The sequence below is a fragment of the Xanthomonas sp. LF06-19 genome, from assembly GCF_034105425.1.
Lineage (GTDB): Bacteria > Pseudomonadota > Gammaproteobacteria > Xanthomonadales > Xanthomonadaceae > Xanthomonas_A > Xanthomonas_A sontii.
In genome coordinates, this window is the sequence record NZ_JAXGGH010000009.1 from 13,310 (window position 1) to 28,827 (window position 15,518).

The window sequence follows — 15,518 nt, forward strand, 5'->3', positions numbered from 1 at the left end:
GCGCGGACACGCGCTCGGCGGCCTGCGCGCTCAGCCGGCGGCCAGCACCGCCAGCACTTCGGCCTCGTCCACGTCGGGGACGATCTCGGCGTGGCCGATGCCGCGCCACAGCACCAGCCGCAGGCGTCCGGCCAGGTTCTTCTTGTCCAGCCGCATGCGCGCCAGCAGCGCTTCCGGCGCCAGGCCGGCCGGTAGCGCGGTGGGCAGGCCGACGTCGTGCAGCAGCGCGCGCAGTTTCTCGGTGTCCTGCGCGCTGGCCATGCCCAGCCGCGCCGACAGTTCCGCGGCCAGCACCATGCCCACCGCCACCGCTTCGCCGTGGTTGAGGTTGGCGTTGTCCGGGGCGCCGTAGCCCTGTTCGGTCTCGATGGCGTGGCCGAAGGTGTGGCCGAGGTTGAGCAGGGCGCGCTCGCCCTTTTCCAGCGGATCGCGGGCGACGATCTCGGCCTTGTGCTCGCAGCTGCGCGCGATCGCCTGCGCCAGTGCGGCCGGCTCGCCGGCCAGCAGCGCGCGGCGTTCGGCATGCAGCCATTCGAAGAACAGCGGGTCGCGGATGGCGCCGTACTTGATCACCTCGGCCAGCCCCGCGCGCAGTTCGCGCGGCGGCAGGCTGCGCAGCGTGGCGGTGTCGGCCAGCACCGCGCGCGGCGGATGGAAGGCGCCGACCAGGTTCTTGCCCTGCGGGATGTCCACCGCGGTCTTGCCGCCGACCGAGGAGTCGACCATCGCCAGCAGTGTGGTCGGCAATTGCACGCAATCCACGCCGCGCATCCAGCAGGCGGCGGCGAAGCCGGCCAGGTCGCCGACCACGCCGCCGCCCAGGGCCAGCACGCAGGCGTCGCGGGTGGCGCCCAGGGCGGCCAGCGCGGCGATCGCCGCGGCGAAGTGGTCCAGGGTCTTGGAGGCCTCGCCGGCGGGGATCACGAAGTCGCCGATCTGCAACTCCGGGCGTGCCGCCAGCAGCGCGCTGCGAACCTGCGCGGCATACAGCGGCGCCACCTGGCTGTCGCTGAGCAGCAGCACATGGCGGCCGCGCACGTGCGCGGCGAGGGCGGCGCCGTCGTCGAGCAGGCCGGGGCCGATGTGGATGGTGTAGGCCGGGTCGCCAGCGACCTGGACCGTGCGCGATGCTGCGGTCATGCAGTGGGTTCCGGAAGTTTCCACGACGCGGCCAGGCGCACGACCAGTTGCGCGGTGGCCTCGGCCGGGGTGAGGTGGTCGGTGTCCAGGATCAGGTCGGCGACCTCGCGGTACAGCGGTTCGCGCACCGCGTGCAGGTCGCGCAGCACCTGCTCGCGGTCGCCACGCTGCAGCAGCGGGCGGCTGCGGTCGCGGTGCAGGCGCTGCAGTTGCGCGGCCACGCCCACCCGCAGGTACACCACGAAGCCGTGCTCGCGCATCTCGCGGCGGCTGTCGGCGTTGAGCACGGCGCCGCCGCCGGTGGAGATCAGGTGGCCGGGCGTGCTCAGGATGCTTTCCAGCACCGCGCGCTCGTGCTCGCGGAAACCGGCTTCGCCGGCGTGCTCGAACAGCGAGGCGATGCTGGCACCGGTGCGCTCGACGATGGTCTGGTCGCTGTCGACGAAGACCAGGCCGAAGCGCTCGGCCAGGCGGCGACCGATGACGCTCTTGCCGGCGCCCATCGGGCCGACCAGCACCAGGTTGGGGGCGGGATTCATCCGCCGATGCTAGCAGAGACCGACGCCGCCCCGCGCGCCGCGCGGGCGCGTGCGCGGGGCCTTGCGCGGCGAAGCGTGCGTCGCGCGGTGCATGGCGCGACAATGGCGCATCGTCCGCCGAGTGCCTGTCGCCATGCCCGATCTCTACGCCGAAGCCCTGTCCACGTTCGCCGACCTGTTCGCCGAGGCGCGCACCAGCGACGAGGCCGAATACAACGCCATGGTCGTGTCCTCGGCCACGCTGGAGGCGCGCCCTTCGTCGCGGGTGGTGCTGCTGAAGGCCTACGACGCGCGCGGTTTCGTGTTCTACACCCACCTGGACAGCCAGAAGGGCCGCGAGCTGCAGGCCAATCCGCAGGCCTCGCTGCTGTTCCTGTGGCGGCGCATGCGCGAGGACGGGGTGCAGGTGCGCATCGACGGCGAGGTGCAACTGGTCGCCGCGGCCGAGGCCGATGCCTATTTCGCCTCGCGCCCGCGCATGAGCCAGATCGGCGCCTGGGCCTCGGCGCAGTCGCGCACCTTGGCCTCGCGCGAGGAATTCGAGGAACGCGTGGCCAAGGCCGAGGCCACCTTCGAGGGTCGCGAGGTGCCGCGCCCGGACGGCTGGGGCGGGTTCCGCGTGGTGCCGCGCAGCTTCGAGTTCTGGTACGGCGCCAAGTACCGCCTGCACGAGCGCTGGCGCTACGAAGCCGACGCCGCCGGCCATTGGAGCAAGCGGATGCTGTTCCCGTGAGCGGCGGCGGCCCCGCCTGCCGTGGTACCGTCGCCGCGGTGCGCGCGTGCTCGGGCGAGGCGCGCTGAGCATGGGCCCGCAGCGCATCGTCTGCCTGACCGAGGAGCCGACCGAGACGCTGTACGCGCTCGGCGAACAACAGCGCATCGTCGGCATCAGCGGCTTCACCGTGCGTCCGCCGCAGGCGCGCCGCGACAAGCCCAAGGTCAGCGCCTTCACCAGCGCCAAGATCGGCGAGATCCTCAAGCTGCAGCCGGACCTCGCCATCGGCTTCTCCGACATCCAGGCCGACATCGCCGCCGACCTGGTGCGGCATGGCGTGGAGGTGTGGATCGCCAATCATCGCAGCGTCGACGGCATCCTCGATTACATCCGCCGGCTCGGCGCGCTGGTCGGTGCCGGGCCGCGCGCCAATGCCTACGCCGACGAACTGCAGCGCGGCCTCGATGCCCTCGCCGCGCAGGCCGCCACCTTGCCGCGGCGGCCGCAGGTGTACCTGGAGGAATGGGACGAGCCCATCATCACCGGGATCCGCTGGGTGGCTGAACTGGTGGGCATCGCCGGCGGCGACGACGTGTTCCCGGAACTGTCGGTGCAGCCGCTGGCCAAGGCGCGGATCCTGGCCAACGGCGACGAGGTGGTGCGGCGTGCGCCGGACATCATCCTCGGCTCCTGGTGCGGTAAGCGCTTCCGTCCCGAGCGCGTCGCCGCGCGGCCGGGCTGGGCGGCGATTCCGGCGGTGCGCGACGGGCAACTGTTTGAGATCAAGTCGCCGCTGATCCTGCAGCCGGGGCCGGCGGCCCTCACCGACGGCGTGCGTGCCATCGCCGACATCATCCAGGCCTGGGCCAGGGGCGTGGGCGCGCGCTAGGGCGGGCCCTCCAGGCCAAGAGCCGAACCGGCGCGACGTCCGTGCGTCGCCGCGGCATCGCCCCGCGAACGGATCGCTCTTCCTCGATCCTGCTTGTGGCGCGCGCCACCACGCCGCGGCGGGCGCCGGACGCGACGATTCCGTTAGCCCGGCGTCGGCTGGGTGCGGCCGGCGATGCCCAGGCCGAGCAAGGCCATCAGCGCGGCGACGGAGAAGGTCGACAGGTATGCAGCGGCGGCCGAGTACGCCAGCAGCGCGGCGAACAGCGAGCCGCCGACCGCCAGCGTGGTCGCCACCGCAATCGCCTCGCTCAACTGCAGCGCCGAACTGTTGCGGCCCTGCCGCGCCGGCGGCGACAGGGTCAGGGTCAGCACCGCCAGGGTCGGGTAGATCAGGCCCATGCCCAGGCCGGTCGCGGTCCAGCCGCCGATCGCCAGCGCTGCCGGCACTGCCGGCAGCAGCGCCAGCGCCGTGGCCGCGATGCCCAGCGCCATCAGCGTACAGCCCAGCCGCAGCCGCCGCAGACGGGTGGCGTCGCGGCCGTAGTGGCCCTGGTACCAGGAGCCGGCGAACCAGCCCAGCGCACCGGCGCTCAGTGCCACGCCGGCCCAGACCGGCGATAGCCCGCGCTCGCGCGACAGCAGCAGCGGCAGGAACGCCTCGCAGCCGAAGAACGCCGAGCCGGCGATGCCGCGCAGCGCGATCACGCTGGGCAGGCCGCGCGCGGCGCGCAGGGTGCCGGCCGGCAGCAGCCGCCAGGTGCACAGCGCCAACAGCGCCAGCGCCGACGGCAGCAGCAGCGCCGCCCACAGCCCGCGCTGCTGGCCGCCCAGGTACAGCAGGCAGACGCCGGCCGCGGCGCCCAGCGACCACCGCCGCGCCGCGCCGCTGGCGCCGTCCGCGCTCGCGGCGGGCGGCAGGCGCCGCAGCGCCGGCCACAGCAGCGCCGCCGCCGGCAGCGCCAGCAGCGGTACCGCCAGGAACACCCAACGCCAGCCGACGTGCTCGACGATCAGCCCGCTGATGCTGGGGCCGATCAGCGACGGCACCACCCAGCCGGCGGAGAACGCGGCGAACATGCGCGGGCGGATCGCCTGCGGATACAGCCGCGCGACCAGCACGTACAGCACCACCGAGATCGCGCCGGCGCCCAGGCCCTGCACCAGCCGGCCGGCCAGCAGGAATCCCATCGACGGGGCGAAGCCGGCCAGCAGCAGCCCGCAGACGAAGCAGGCCAGGCCGGTCCATAGCGGCGTCGCCGGCCCGTGCAGGTCGCTCCAGCGCCCGGCCACGGTCATGCCGATCACGCTGGTGGCCAGGGTCCCGCCGAAGGCCAGCGCGTACAGCCGCAGGCCGTCCAGTTCGCGGGCCACGGTCGGCATCGCCGCGGCCACCGCCAGCGCCTCGAAAGCGATCAGCGAGACCAGTGCGACCATGCCGATGGTGGTGGCGCGGTAGGCCGGCGCCAGCACGGAGCCGGCAGCGGCAGGGGCGGGTGGAGCAGCGGCGGTGGTGGCGTGGTCTTGCATCGGCGAACCTGGGAAAAAGGGTGGACGTCTGCCGGCGGCGACTTGCGTGGGCGCGTGCAGCCCATGCAGCATGCAACCTCAACCGGACTCGAGGTCAAGCGATGCAGGAAGAACTGAGCGTGGGGCAGGTTGCCGCGCGCAGCGGCGTGGCCGTGTCGGCGCTGCATTTCTACGAGAGCAAGGGCCTGATCCGCAGCATGCGTACCGCCGGCAACCAGCGCCGCTACACGCGCGACGTGCTGCGCCGGCTGGCGGTGATCCGCGTGGCGCAACGCGTCGGCGTGCCGCTGGACAGCGTCAGGGCCGCCTTCGCGCAGTTGCCCGACGCGCGCACCCCGACCCGCGCGGAGTGGGCACGGATGTCGGCGGTGTGGCGCGAGGAACTGGACGCACGCATCCTGCAGCTGACCCGCCTGCGCCACCAGCTCACCGACTGCATCGGCTGCGGCTGCCTGTCGCTGCGCCGCTGCCGGCTCAGCAACCCGGCCGACACCCTGGCCGCGCACGGCGATGGTCCGCAGCGCTGGGCGGAGGAGTGAGCGCTGCGTGCGCGCGCAGCCGCCGCGTGTAATGTCGCCCCGTCCACCGCTACCGCGTCGGGACTGAAGTCCCTCCCACAATTGACCGCGCTCGCTCTGCGCCGGTCGGTCTGTCGATCTTTCCGTAGGCGCGGTTGCAGCCGCGACCGGGGATTCCCGGTAATGCCAGTCGTGGCTGACGCGCGCTACGCGCTAGAAATTACGGGTGAAGCGCACCGTGCCGCTGCCGTCGGCACTGCGTACCTCCACCACGAAGCGCAGCTGGTCGTGGGCGCTGCTGCGCACCGTGCCGACGTAGTCGGTGTAGGCGTCGGTGCGGACCGCGCGCAGCGTCACCGGCTGGCGCTGGCCGCTGAGGTCGGTCGCCACCGCCTCCACCGTGCCCACAGCCGGTGCTTCCTCGCCGCCATGCAGGGTGCGCAGCGCGATCATCACCAACGCGGTGTCGGCCTCGCGGGCGATGCCGTAGCGGCGCGCCACGTCTTCGCTCATCGCCAGGGTGGGCAAGGCGTTGTAGTGCACGCGCAGCGCGCCGAAGTCGGCCTGCGCCGGGGTGGCGGCGAGCAGTGTCGCCGGGCGTGGGGTGTCCTGGTCCGAGCAGGCGGCCAGGGCCAGGCACAGCAGCGCAACGGGCAGGACACGCATCGGCGTTCTCCGGGTTTGCGTGGCGAACAACAGGTCTTACGCAGTCGCCCGGGGGGATACGGACGGCGCGCAGGAGTCGCAGTGTACGAGGGGGCGACGCCGATGCCGAGTACCGTCCGTGCCCGTCTGGTGCCCGCCGCGCTCAGTCGTCGTTGGCGGCGGACAGGGCACGGCCGCGCGCGGCCGCCGCATCGATCGCGGCTGCGGTCAGCGCCTCGAAGTCGCCGCGCTGGAAGGTCTCGATCGCGGCCTGGGTGGTGCCGTTGGGCGAGGTCACCCGCCGGCGTAGTTCGCTCGGCGCCTCGCCGGATTCGGTGAGCATGCGCGCCGCGCCGAGCACGGTCTGCAGGGTCAGGGTGCGCGCGGTGTCGGCGGGCAGGCCCTGCGCGATGCCGGCCGCTTCCATCGCCTCGGCGAGCAGGAACACGTAGGCGGGGCCGCTGCCGGAGACCGCGGTGACCGCATCGATCAGCGCCTCGTCCTCGACCCACACGGTGACCCCGGCCGCGGCCAGCACGCGCTCGGCGTGGGCGCGCTGGCCGGCGTCGACGCCGGCGCTGGCGAACAGGCCGGTGACGCCGGCGCCGAGCAGGGCCGGGGTGTTCGGCATCGCGCGGACCAGGGCGTGGCCGCCGCCGAGCCAGCGGTCCAGTTGCGCGGTGGTGATGCCGGCGGCGATGGACACCAGCAATGGCCGCTGCGCCTGCGCCAGCGTGGCCAGTTCGGTGCAGACCCCGCGCAGCACCTGCGGCTTGACCGCGAACATCCACAGCGCCGCGCCGTCGGCGGCTTCGGCCGCGGAGGCGACGGCGTGGACGCCGTACTCGGCGACCAGGGCTTCGCGCAGCGCCGCCACCGGCTCGGCCACACGGATGCGGCGCGGATCGGCGCCCTGCCGGACCAGCCCGGCGATCAGACTGCGCGCCATGTTGCCGCCGCCGATGAAGGCGATATCGGCGGCGTGGGAATCGGGGGAAGCGGAAGCCATGTGCGCACCGTCGCGAAGAGGGAGCGCCATGGTAGCGGCTGCGCCGCGCCGCGTTGCTGCGGTGCGGCGCAGTCCGGGTCACGCTGCGGAAGAACGCGCCGGCCGCCATGCGGACCGGCGCGGCGGCCTCAGTTGGACTCGGTGAAGGTGATCGACGGCGTGCTGCCGCCGGCCGTCGAGCAGCTGCCCAGGTTGAGATTGTTGGTCTCGCCGGTGCTGCCGGCGTTGGCCGCGCAGGTCGGGGCGGCGGTGGAGCCGTTGGTGGCGGCCACCTTCACCGTGATCGACGAGCCGGAGTTGAAGTTGGCGCTGGAACCGCCGGCGTTGCCGACCACGTTGAACTCGGCGTCCTTCCACACGGTGGCCAGCTTGACCACGCTGTCCTTGGCGCTGACGCTGTAGGCGGTGCCGTTGTTGGTGAAGGTGATGGTGTCGTTGCCGTTGGCGGTGGCCGAACCGGTCAGCTTGAGGTTGGCCAGTTGCGTGGCCGGCACGTCCGGCGCGCTGACCGCATTGCTGTTGCGGTAGCAGTCCGAACCGCCGCCGCTCATCCAGCCGCTCGGGCAGCTGCTGCCGTAGCCGATCAGCCAGTACTGCATGAACACCGCGGCCTGGCCCTGGGTCTCGTAGTCGGTGGCGTAGACGAACTGCTGCCACACGGTGCAGCCGGAGCGGCCGCCGCAGACGCTGGTGGTGGCGTTGTAGTTGGAGTTGATCTGCAGCGAGTACTCGTTCGGGCCGAGGATGCCGCCGCCGCCGAAGGAGGCCACGCCCACGCCTTTCTCCGAGGTCACGCCGGTCACCTGCGGGAAGCTGCCCACGACCTTGCTGATCAGGCTGCTGGAACGCAGCGCGTAGTCGTAGCCGTTGCCGGTGGTCTCGGTGGCGCCGAACAGGATCTTGTGCGGGATCGGATGCACGCGGCGGGTCAGGGTCTTGCAGACGTCCGTTTGCCACTGCGTATCGGGGAAGTTGGCATGGAAGCAGCCTTCCGCCGGCGTCGGTTGATGCGCCATGGTTTCGCGCCAGGCGGTGCGTGCCTGGACTTCCGCGGGCGACATCATCGCTTCTTCGTTGGTCCAGGCCGGCGTCGCCGTCGGCGCGGCCATGGCCGCGGGGACGTGCAGCAGACCAATGACGCAGGAGGCGAACAGCAATCGGGTGGATGCTTGCATCTGTGACCTCGTTCGAGCCGAGCGCATTCGGCAATGGACTGCGGAGGACCCGCGGTCGGCCGCCATGGAAGCGAAGCGCGTGCGTCTGAAACGTGACTGAATTAACGGTTTGCAACCGTGTCGCATGGTTCAGGAAGCGCTGTCGGCGCGAACCTTTCATTCATCCCGAAACTCTATGGTTTTCAACAAGATCGCCTACGACAGAATTCCGATGTTGGTGAATCGATTTTGAAGCGGCCGTAGACAAATCATCACGGTGTCACGGGCACTGCGGTAATGCGGCGCGGCAGCAGCCGGTTCAGCCGGAAGCGCGCGGACCGCGCGCCCCGAACAGGGCGGTGCCGACCCGCACCATGGTGGCGCCGGCGGCGATGGCGTCGGCGAAGTCGCCGCTCATGCCCATCGACAAGGTGTCGACCTGCGGGTGGGCGGTGCGCAGCCGCGCGAACAGGGCGTGCATGCGCGCGAACGCGTCGATGCGGCGTTCGGCCTCCGGCCACGGCGCGGGAATGGCCATCAGCCCGCGCAGCATCAGCGCCGGCTGCGCGGCGATGGCCGCGGCCAGCACGTCCACGGCGTCGGGCTGGCAGCCATGCTTGCTGGCCTCGTCGTCGATGTTGACCTGGATCAGCACGTTCAGCGGCGCGCGTTCGGGTGCTGCCGCGCGGCCCTTGGCCAGGGCGGCGACCAGCTTGGGCCGGTCCACGGTCTGCACCCAGTCGAACAGCGTCGCCGCCTGTTCGGCCTTGTTCGACTGCAGGTGGCCGATCAGATGCCATTCCAGTCCGGCCTCGGCCAGCGTGGCGATCTTGGCCGCCGCTTCCTGCACGTAGTTCTCGCCGAAGGCGCGCTGCCCCTGCGCGGCCAGCGCCGCCACGGCCTCGGCCGGCTGGGTCTTGGACACCGCCAGCAACTGCGCGTGCGGGCGCCCTGCGGCGTCGGCGGCGCGGTCCATGTCCAGGCGAATCTGTTGCAGCGGAGAGAGGGGCACGGCGGCGTTCCGGCAAAGGGAAGGGCGCTATACTGCCGGCCGGGGAATCATCCTTCCAGTCGCAGCCCAAGGGGAAAAGCAGCGTATGGATATCGCTGAACTATTGGCGTTCTCGGTCAAGAACAAGGCGTCCGACCTGCACCTGTCCGCGGGCCTGCCGCCGATGATCCGGGTCGATGGCGACGTCCGCCGCATCAACATTCCGGCGCTGGACCACAAGCAGGTGCATGCGCTTGTCTACGACATCATGTCGGACAAGCAGCGCCGCGACTACGAGGAATTCCTCGAGGTCGACTTCTCCTTCGAGATTCCCAGCCTGGCGCGCTTCCGCGTCAACGCGTTCAACCAGAACCGCGGCGCCGGCGCGGTGTTCCGCACCATTCCCTCGGAAGTGCTGACCCTGGAAGACCTCGGCTGCCCGCCGATCTTCCGCCAGCTGATCGACCAGCCGCAGGGCCTGATCCTGGTCACCGGGCCGACCGGCTCGGGCAAGTCGACCACGCTCGCCGGCATGATCGACTACATCAACAAGAACGAATACGGCCACATCCTCACCGTCGAGGATCCGATCGAATTCGTGCACACCTCGCAGAAGTGCCTGATCAACCAGCGCGAGGTGCACCGCGACACCCACGGCTTCAACGAGGCGCTGCGCTCGGCGTTGCGCGAAGACCCGGACATCATCCTGGTCGGCGAGTTGCGCGACCTGGAAACCATCCGCCTGGCGCTGACCGCGGCGGAAACCGGCCACCTGGTGTTCGGCACCCTGCATACCAGCTCGGCGGCCAAGACCATCGACCGCATCATCGACGTGTTCCCCGCCGGCGAGAAGCCGATGGTGCGTTCGATGCTGTCCGAGTCGCTGCGCGCGGTGATCTCGCAGGCGCTGCTGAAGAAGGTCGGCGGCGGCCGCACCGCGGCCTGGGAAATCATGGTCGGCACCCCCGCCATCCGCAACCTGATCCGCGAGGACAAGGTCGCGCAGATGTACTCGGCGATCCAGACCGGCCAGCAGAACGGCATGCAGACCCTGGACCAGCACCTGCAGGACCTGGTCAAGCGCAGCCTGATCACCCGCAACCAGGCCCGCGAGTACGCCAAGGACAAGCGGTTGTTCGAGTGAGGCCGGGAATCGGGAATAGGGAATCGGGAATGGGAAGAGCAACCGCCCCATCCTTCCCGCTTCCGGATGCCCGCTGCTGCGATTCCCGATTCTCCATTCCCGATTCTCAGCTCCGAAGGAGCCGACCATGAGCACCATCGACTTCACCTCCTTCCTGAAACTGATGGCGCACCAGAAGGCGTCGGACCTGTTCATCACCTCGGGCATGCCGCCGGCGATCAAGGTGCACGGCAAGATCACCCCGATCACGCAGACGCCGCTGACCCCGCAGCAGAGCCGCGACCTGGTGCTGAACGTGATGACGCCGGCGCAGCGCGAGGAGTTCGAGAAGACCCACGAGTGCAACTTCGCCATCGGCGTGGCCGGGGTCGGGCGCTTCCGCGTCAGCTGCTTCTACCAGCGCAACCAGGTCGGCATGGTGCTGCGCCGGATCGAGACGCGCATTCCCAGCGTGGACGAGCTGAACCTGCCGCCGGTGATCAAGACCCTGGCGATGACCAAGCGCGGCATCATCATCTTCGTCGGCGCCACCGGCACCGGCAAGTCGACCTCGCTGGCGGCGATGATCGGCTACCGCAACCAGAACTCCACCGGGCACATCATCACCATCGAGGACCCGATCGAGTTCGTGCACAAGCACGAGGGCTGCATCATCACCCAGCGCGAGGTCGGCATCGACACCGACAGCTGGGAGAACGCGCTGAAGAACACCCTGCGCCAGGCGCCGGACGTGATCATGATCGGCGAGGTGCGCACCCGCGAGGGCATGGACCACGCCATCTCCTTCGCCGAGACCGGCCACCTGGTGCTGTGCACCCTGCACGCCAACAACGCCAACCAGGCGATGGACCGCGTCATCAACTTCTTCCCCGAAGACCGCCGCAGCCAACTGCTGATGGACCTGTCGCTGAACCTGCGCGGCGTGGTCGCGCAGCAGCTGATCCCGACCCCGGACGGCAAGGGCCGCCGCGTGGCCATGGAGATCATGCTCGGCACGCCGCTGGTGCAGGACTACATCCGCGAGGGCGAGATCCACAAGCTCAAGGACGTGATGAAGGAGTCCACCAACCTGGGCATGAAGACCTTCGACCAGAGCCTGTTCGAGCTGTACCAGGCCGGCGAGATCAGCTACGAGGATGCGCTGCGCCACGCCGATTCGCAGAACGAGGTGCGCCTGCGCATCAAGCTGGCGCAGGGCGGCGACGCGCGCACCCTGGCGCAGGGCCTGGACGGGGTCGAGATCGCCGAGGTGCGCTGAGCCGGCTTGGCAGGCGAGCGCAAGGTGGGGCGCAGGATGCGGTGAGGGGGCCACGTCGTAGCGGCTGCTTCAGTTGCGTGCACGGGTGTCGTGTTTTCAGTCAACTGTCCGCCGAGATCCATCGCGGACTGTTCAGCCGAAGAGAAGGAAGCCGCCATGAACGACGTGCCCGAGGTGCTCTGGTCGACACAGCCGCATGCCGGCTACTACATCAATTCCGTGGCGGTCTCAGACGATGGCAATGTCATCGTCGCCGGCACCTTTTTCCACCAGTACGGCGGGCTGTCGCAGGTTCCTGGGCTGGATGCGGTGCCGCTCGAGCAACGCAAGATCTTCGAACGCATCGCACCCGCGGCCACGCGCAGCGATGTGGGCGACGACCAGCAGGGGTGCTTCGGCACCTATGCGTGGGATCGCGCCGGCAACCGCCTGCTGACGCAGGAATTCCAAGGTTGGCAGGGCGTGTACTGGGTCGACGTGGCAGCGGACGGGAGCACCGTGGCCAGTTGCGGCTGGAAGAGCCAACAACCGTATGCGGGCTTCATCAGTGCCTGGGCGGTCCCGGGCGGAAAGGAGCTGCTGTCCCATGCGCTCCCCGGTCGCGGCAACATGGTGTCGCTGGACGCGCGTGGGCAAACGTTGCTGGCCGGTGCCGAGCAGGGCTATCTGTTCTGCCGCGACAGCGACGCGTCCTTCGGTGCGCCCGTGTGCATCGCGCTGAGCGCCGGTGGCACCGGCGACAGCGCCGACAGCGTCATCGCCACCGGCCTCGCCGCCGATGGCACGATCGGACTGGTGGCCAGCGCACAGGGCGAGATCATCCTGTTCTCGATCGCAGCGGGACAGCCGGGGACGCTGACGCGCTGGCAGTTGCCCAAGCAGGCCCGCGTCCATGCCGCGGCGCTGTCGGGCGATGGCCGTCGCGCCTATGCCGGTGCCAGCGACGGCACGCTGTACGCGTTCGACGTGGCGGCGTTCCAGAAAACGCCTGGGCCGGCCTGGACCGAGACGGTGCCCGAGGGCGCCACCACCATCTACGGGGTGGCCTGCGATCGCGCCGGAAACAAGGTCGCGATTGCCGGCAATCTCAAGGGCGGTGGCGTCGTCGCCGTGTACGCCGATGCCGGTACCGCCGCGACGCCGCAGTGGACCGCGCACAGCGCGCACTCGCCCAACGACCTGGCGTTCGACCCGGACGGGCAGTGGCTGGGGCTGGCCGATGGCCATCCCGACGGGACGCCCGGCGCGTTCACCCTCTGGAACGCGGGCGACGGCACGCTGCAATGGTCCTATGGCACGGACAACATGAGCTGGCCGATCCGTCTGAACAGCGGTGCCACGGTAGTGGTGGGCGGCAGCGACGACGGCGCGGTCACCGCCTTCGCCGGCCCCGGTTCGGCCATCGGCCGTGGCCGCGCGGAGTCGGATGGATGACAGGCAGGGACGCCGAGGCGCCGTTGCGTACGCGCGTCGCGGCGCCGCGCCGTCCCGGCGCGCTGCTGGTGCTGTCGGTGGTGCTGGTGGTGGCGTGGCTGGCGGTCTTCGAGTTGGCGCGGGTCCTGGACTACCAGCCGCATGCGAGCCTGTGGTTCCCGCCGGTGGCGGTGACGCTGGCCACGTTCATGGTGCTGGGCTGGCGCGGTGCGCCGGCGATCGCCAGCGCCTGCGTGCTGGCCACGCTGCTCAGCTTCTATCGCACCAGCGGCCACCCCGTGGTCCCCGGTCGGGCGGTGCTGGGATACGCGCTGTTGTTCACCGCCCAGCAGTTCTGCGTCTGGGGCGGGCTGGCCTGGCTGCTGCGCCTGGTCGGCCGCGGGGTGTCCTCGAGCAGCCTGCCACGTGTGGTTACCTGCTTCATCCTGGGGGGCGGCGTGGCGTCGCTGCTGTCTGCCTGCCTGGGCGGCGCGGGGCTGGCCGTCACCGGCGCCATCGACTTGCCGAGTATGCTGGCGCAATTGATCCCATGGGCGATCGGCGACTACGCCGGCCTGCTGGCGCTCGGCCCGCTGGCGATCGTCGGGGTGCTGCGCCTGGCCGAGTGGCTGCAGATCGTGCCGCAGCCGGGTATCCCGCGCCTGTCGGGGATGGTCGCGCCGGCCGGAAGCGTCTCTGCCTACCTGGTGAAGCTCGCGTTGCTGCTCGGCGTCACCCTGGTGGTGATGGCGCTGGCGGCGGCGTTGCCGCGGCAGCCGGCCGTGGTGTTCGCGCTGTTCGTGGTGGTGGTGATCCAGTTGTGGATCGTGCATACCCACGGGATGCTGCAGGCGCTGGTGGCGATCGCGGCCTTCAGCCTGCTGATCGCCGTGACCACGCCGTTGCTGCGGCTCGAGGCGCAGGCGCTCGCGCTGCAGTTCGCCATGATCAGCCTGGCGGCGAACAGCTACTTCGGCCTGGCCGTCCCCGGGCTCTATGCCGACAACACGCGGCTGCGCCATGCGCTGGTGCGCGATCCGGTGACCGCGGCGCTGTCGCGCACCGGATTCCTGGAGCAGGTGCTCAACGATCTGCAAGTGGCCGCGCAGGACCCACGTCCGCTGGCGGTGATCGTCGCCGACATGGACAACCTCAAGGCGATCAACGACCAGTTCGGACACGCCGCCGGGGATGCGGCCCTGCGCGCCTTCGTCAAGCGCTGTCGGCGTTGCCTGCGACCGGGCCAGTTGCTGGGGCGCCGGGGCGGGGACGAGTTCGCGCTCTACCTGCCGCTGACCACGCCGGAGAGGGCGCAGGGGCTGATCGACGCGCTGCGCGGTGCGCTTGCCAAGCCCGGCGACGACGACGGATTCGCAACCGCACTGTCGGCCAGCTTCGGCCTGGCCTTGTGCCACCGCCGGGATCTGGACGCGGAGGCGCTGGAGGAACTTCTCGAACGCGCCGATGCGGAGATGTACGCGGACAAGCGGCAGCGCCGCGCGGTGGCTGTGCGCTAAGTGTTCTCCGTTTCCCGTCGTAACCATGGCGCCCTCTCGGGGGGAGGTGCCCCCCGAAGGGGGATGACGGTACGGGCGAAGTCTCGTGTTTCTGTTTCGGCGGGGCGCTTCGCGCCGGACCCTCACCCCAACCCCTCTCCCGGTGGGAGAGGGGCTTTGCTGTTCCTTCTCCCCTCGGGAGAAGGTGCCCCGAAGGGGCGGATGAGGGTACGGGCGCAGCCTCATGCACTCGAACTCCGCGAGATGCTTCGCGTCGGACCCTCACCCCAACCCCCGCTCCGCGCCCCGGCCCGCGCTTGCGGCGCGGGCGCTCCAGGGTGCGCGCGCCAGTGGCGCGCAGGCCGCACCCTGTCGCCCCGGTGGGAGAGGGGCTTTAGCTGTTCCTTCTCCCCTCGGGAGAAGGTGCCCCGAAGGGGCGGATCAGGGGACGGTGCGCCAGAATGCGAGCCATGCAAACCGACAACCCCTACGCCGCCCCGGTCGCCGCGCTGCCTGACACCGCGGCCGCTGCGGCACCCGCCGACCCGCTGTCCACGCTGTTCGCGCCCTCGGCGGCCAAGCTGGCGCTGCTGTGCGCGACCAGCTTCGGCTGGTATGCGCTGTACTGGTTCTACCGCAACTGGCGCGCCTTGCGCCTGCTGTCCGGGCGACGACGCATCTCGCCGGTGTGGCGCTCGGTGTTCTCGCTGCTTTGGGTATTCGCCTGCTTTCGCGAGCTGGAACGCATCATCGGCGCGCAGCGTGGCGCACTGGTCGGCTGGCTGGGGCCGGCGTTGGCCTATGTCTGCCTGAGCCTGCTCGGCGTGTGGCCCTCGGCACTGTCGTTGTTGACGCTGCTGACCTGGACGCCGGTCCTGCTGGTCAACCAGCGCCTGGCGCGGTTCAAGCAGGCGCGCGGGCTGCCGCGCAGCGCGGCGGAGCGGTTCAACGCCTGGACGTGGACGTGGCTGGCCATCGCCGGGCCGGTGGTGCTGCTGGTGGTGATCTCGATGGTGAGGGCGGTGACCGTCGGCCTCCCCGTCCACATCGCTCTGCCACAGCGATAGGTCACGAACGC

Annotated in this window: 15 protein-coding genes; 8 read left to right on the top strand and 7 right to left on the bottom strand. The window is 70.6% G+C overall.

The window, feature by feature from the left end; translation table 11 throughout:
- Positions 1–30 precede the first annotated feature (30 nt).
- Together aroB and SLW55_RS17150 are read right to left on the bottom strand one after the other, a co-directional pair.
- Positions 31–1,140 (bottom strand): 3-dehydroquinate synthase, encoded by a 1,110-nt coding sequence (gene aroB / locus SLW55_RS17145; RefSeq protein ID WP_320745477.1) that lies wholly within the window; start codon positions 1,138–1,140, stop codon positions 31–33.
- Positions 1,137–1,679, bottom strand: coding sequence for a shikimate kinase (locus SLW55_RS17150; protein WP_010344147.1), 543 nt, complete (start codon positions 1,677–1,679; stop codon positions 1,137–1,139). The genes aroB and SLW55_RS17150 overlap by 4 nt, the downstream gene beginning before the upstream one ends.
- A gap of 133 nt (positions 1,680–1,812) precedes the next feature.
- On the opposite strand from SLW55_RS17150, the gene pdxH reads away from it, so the two are divergent.
- Complete coding sequence (gene pdxH / locus SLW55_RS17155) at positions 1,813–2,412, top strand: pyridoxamine 5'-phosphate oxidase (RefSeq protein ID WP_017910874.1); 600 nt, start codon at positions 1,813–1,815, stop codon at positions 2,410–2,412.
- A gap of 70 nt (positions 2,413–2,482) precedes the next feature.
- The gene (locus tag SLW55_RS17160; protein ID WP_295966014.1) at positions 2,483–3,283 is read left to right on the top strand and encodes a cobalamin-binding protein; all 801 of its coding nucleotides are present in this window, start codon (positions 2,483–2,485) and stop codon (positions 3,281–3,283) included.
- Between the two features lie 143 nt (positions 3,284–3,426).
- Here SLW55_RS17160 and SLW55_RS17165 read toward each other — a convergent pair whose 3' ends face one another.
- Positions 3,427–4,812, bottom strand: a complete 1,386-nt coding sequence (locus tag SLW55_RS17165; protein ID WP_320745478.1) for an MFS transporter — start codon at positions 4,810–4,812, stop codon at positions 3,427–3,429.
- A gap of 101 nt (positions 4,813–4,913) precedes the next feature.
- On the opposite strand from SLW55_RS17165, the gene soxR reads away from it, so the two are divergent.
- Positions 4,914–5,351 carry a redox-sensitive transcriptional activator SoxR gene (gene soxR, locus SLW55_RS17170; RefSeq protein WP_267085740.1) on the top strand — a complete coding sequence of 146 codons (438 nt, stop codon included), beginning with the start codon at positions 4,914–4,916 and terminating at the stop codon, positions 5,349–5,351.
- A 192-nt stretch (positions 5,352–5,543) separates the two neighbouring features.
- On the opposite strand, the gene SLW55_RS17175 is transcribed toward soxR, so the two are convergent.
- The 4 genes from SLW55_RS17175 to SLW55_RS17190 all read right to left on the bottom strand — a co-directional run bounded on the left by SLW55_RS17175 (position 5,544) and on the right by SLW55_RS17190 (position 9,135).
- Positions 5,544–5,996 (bottom strand): DUF4426 domain-containing protein, encoded by a 453-nt coding sequence (locus SLW55_RS17175; RefSeq protein ID WP_267099367.1) that lies wholly within the window; start codon positions 5,994–5,996, stop codon positions 5,544–5,546.
- Positions 5,997–6,138: 142 nt separating this feature from the next.
- A complete protein-coding gene (gene proC / locus SLW55_RS17180; RefSeq protein ID WP_320745479.1) occupies positions 6,139–6,984 on the bottom strand; it encodes a pyrroline-5-carboxylate reductase in 846 nt (281 codons plus the stop codon).
- A 128-nt stretch (positions 6,985–7,112) separates the two neighbouring features.
- Positions 7,113–8,141 carry a hypothetical protein gene (locus SLW55_RS17185; RefSeq protein ID WP_318526801.1) on the bottom strand — a complete coding sequence of 343 codons (1,029 nt, stop codon included), beginning with the start codon at positions 8,139–8,141 and terminating at the stop codon, positions 7,113–7,115.
- Between the two features lie 316 nt (positions 8,142–8,457).
- Entirely contained in the window at positions 8,458–9,135 is a 678-nt protein-coding gene (locus tag SLW55_RS17190) for a YggS family pyridoxal phosphate-dependent enzyme (RefSeq protein WP_267099380.1), read from the bottom strand.
- A gap of 100 nt (positions 9,136–9,235) precedes the next feature.
- Here SLW55_RS17190 and SLW55_RS17195 point away from each other — a divergent pair, with 100 nt between their 5' ends.
- From SLW55_RS17195 to SLW55_RS17215, 5 genes are all read left to right on the top strand, one after another.
- Entirely contained in the window at positions 9,236–10,273 is a 1,038-nt protein-coding gene (locus tag SLW55_RS17195; protein WP_010344138.1) for a type IV pilus twitching motility protein PilT, read from the top strand.
- 127 nt (positions 10,274–10,400) lie between these two features.
- Positions 10,401–11,531, top strand: coding sequence for a PilT/PilU family type 4a pilus ATPase (locus tag SLW55_RS17200; protein ID WP_010344137.1), 1,131 nt, complete (start codon positions 10,401–10,403; stop codon positions 11,529–11,531).
- Positions 11,532–11,687: 156 nt separating this feature from the next.
- A complete protein-coding gene (locus SLW55_RS17205) occupies positions 11,688–12,965 on the top strand; it encodes a WD40 repeat domain-containing protein (protein WP_267099365.1) in 1,278 nt (425 codons plus the stop codon).
- Positions 12,962–14,461 carry a diguanylate cyclase gene (locus tag SLW55_RS17210; protein ID WP_267099364.1) on the top strand — a complete coding sequence of 500 codons (1,500 nt, stop codon included), beginning with the start codon at positions 12,962–12,964 and terminating at the stop codon, positions 14,459–14,461. Before SLW55_RS17205 ends, SLW55_RS17210 begins: the two co-directional genes overlap by 4 nt.
- 449 nt (positions 14,462–14,910) lie before the next feature.
- Entirely contained in the window at positions 14,911–15,507 is a 597-nt protein-coding gene (locus SLW55_RS17215) for an MFS transporter permease (protein ID WP_267099363.1), read from the top strand.
- Positions 15,508–15,518: the final 11 nt, after the last annotated feature.

Coding starts and splice junctions, on each gene's coding strand:
- aroB (WP_320745477.1), bottom strand. CDS start 1,140: ATGACCGCAGCATCGCGCACGGTCCAGGTCGCTGGCGACCCGGCCTAC.
- SLW55_RS17150 (WP_010344147.1), bottom strand. CDS start 1,679: ATGAATCCCGCCCCCAACCTGGTGCTGGTCGGCCCGATGGGCGCCGGC.
- pdxH (WP_017910874.1), top strand. CDS start 1,813: ATGCCCGATCTCTACGCCGAAGCCCTGTCCACGTTCGCCGACCTGTTC.
- SLW55_RS17160 (WP_295966014.1), top strand. CDS start 2,483: ATGGGCCCGCAGCGCATCGTCTGCCTGACCGAGGAGCCGACCGAGACG.
- SLW55_RS17165 (WP_320745478.1), bottom strand. CDS start 4,812: ATGCAAGACCACGCCACCACCGCCGCTGCTCCACCCGCCCCTGCCGCT.
- soxR (WP_267085740.1), top strand. CDS start 4,914: ATGCAGGAAGAACTGAGCGTGGGGCAGGTTGCCGCGCGCAGCGGCGTG.
- SLW55_RS17175 (WP_267099367.1), bottom strand. CDS start 5,996: ATGCGTGTCCTGCCCGTTGCGCTGCTGTGCCTGGCCCTGGCCGCCTGC.
- proC (WP_320745479.1), bottom strand. CDS start 6,984: ATGGCTTCCGCTTCCCCCGATTCCCACGCCGCCGATATCGCCTTCATC.
- SLW55_RS17195 (WP_010344138.1), top strand. CDS start 9,236: ATGGATATCGCTGAACTATTGGCGTTCTCGGTCAAGAACAAGGCGTCC.
- SLW55_RS17200 (WP_010344137.1), top strand. CDS start 10,401: ATGAGCACCATCGACTTCACCTCCTTCCTGAAACTGATGGCGCACCAG.
- SLW55_RS17205 (WP_267099365.1), top strand. CDS start 11,688: ATGAACGACGTGCCCGAGGTGCTCTGGTCGACACAGCCGCATGCCGGC.
- SLW55_RS17210 (WP_267099364.1), top strand. CDS start 12,962: ATGACAGGCAGGGACGCCGAGGCGCCGTTGCGTACGCGCGTCGCGGCG.
- SLW55_RS17215 (WP_267099363.1), top strand. CDS start 14,911: ATGCAAACCGACAACCCCTACGCCGCCCCGGTCGCCGCGCTGCCTGAC.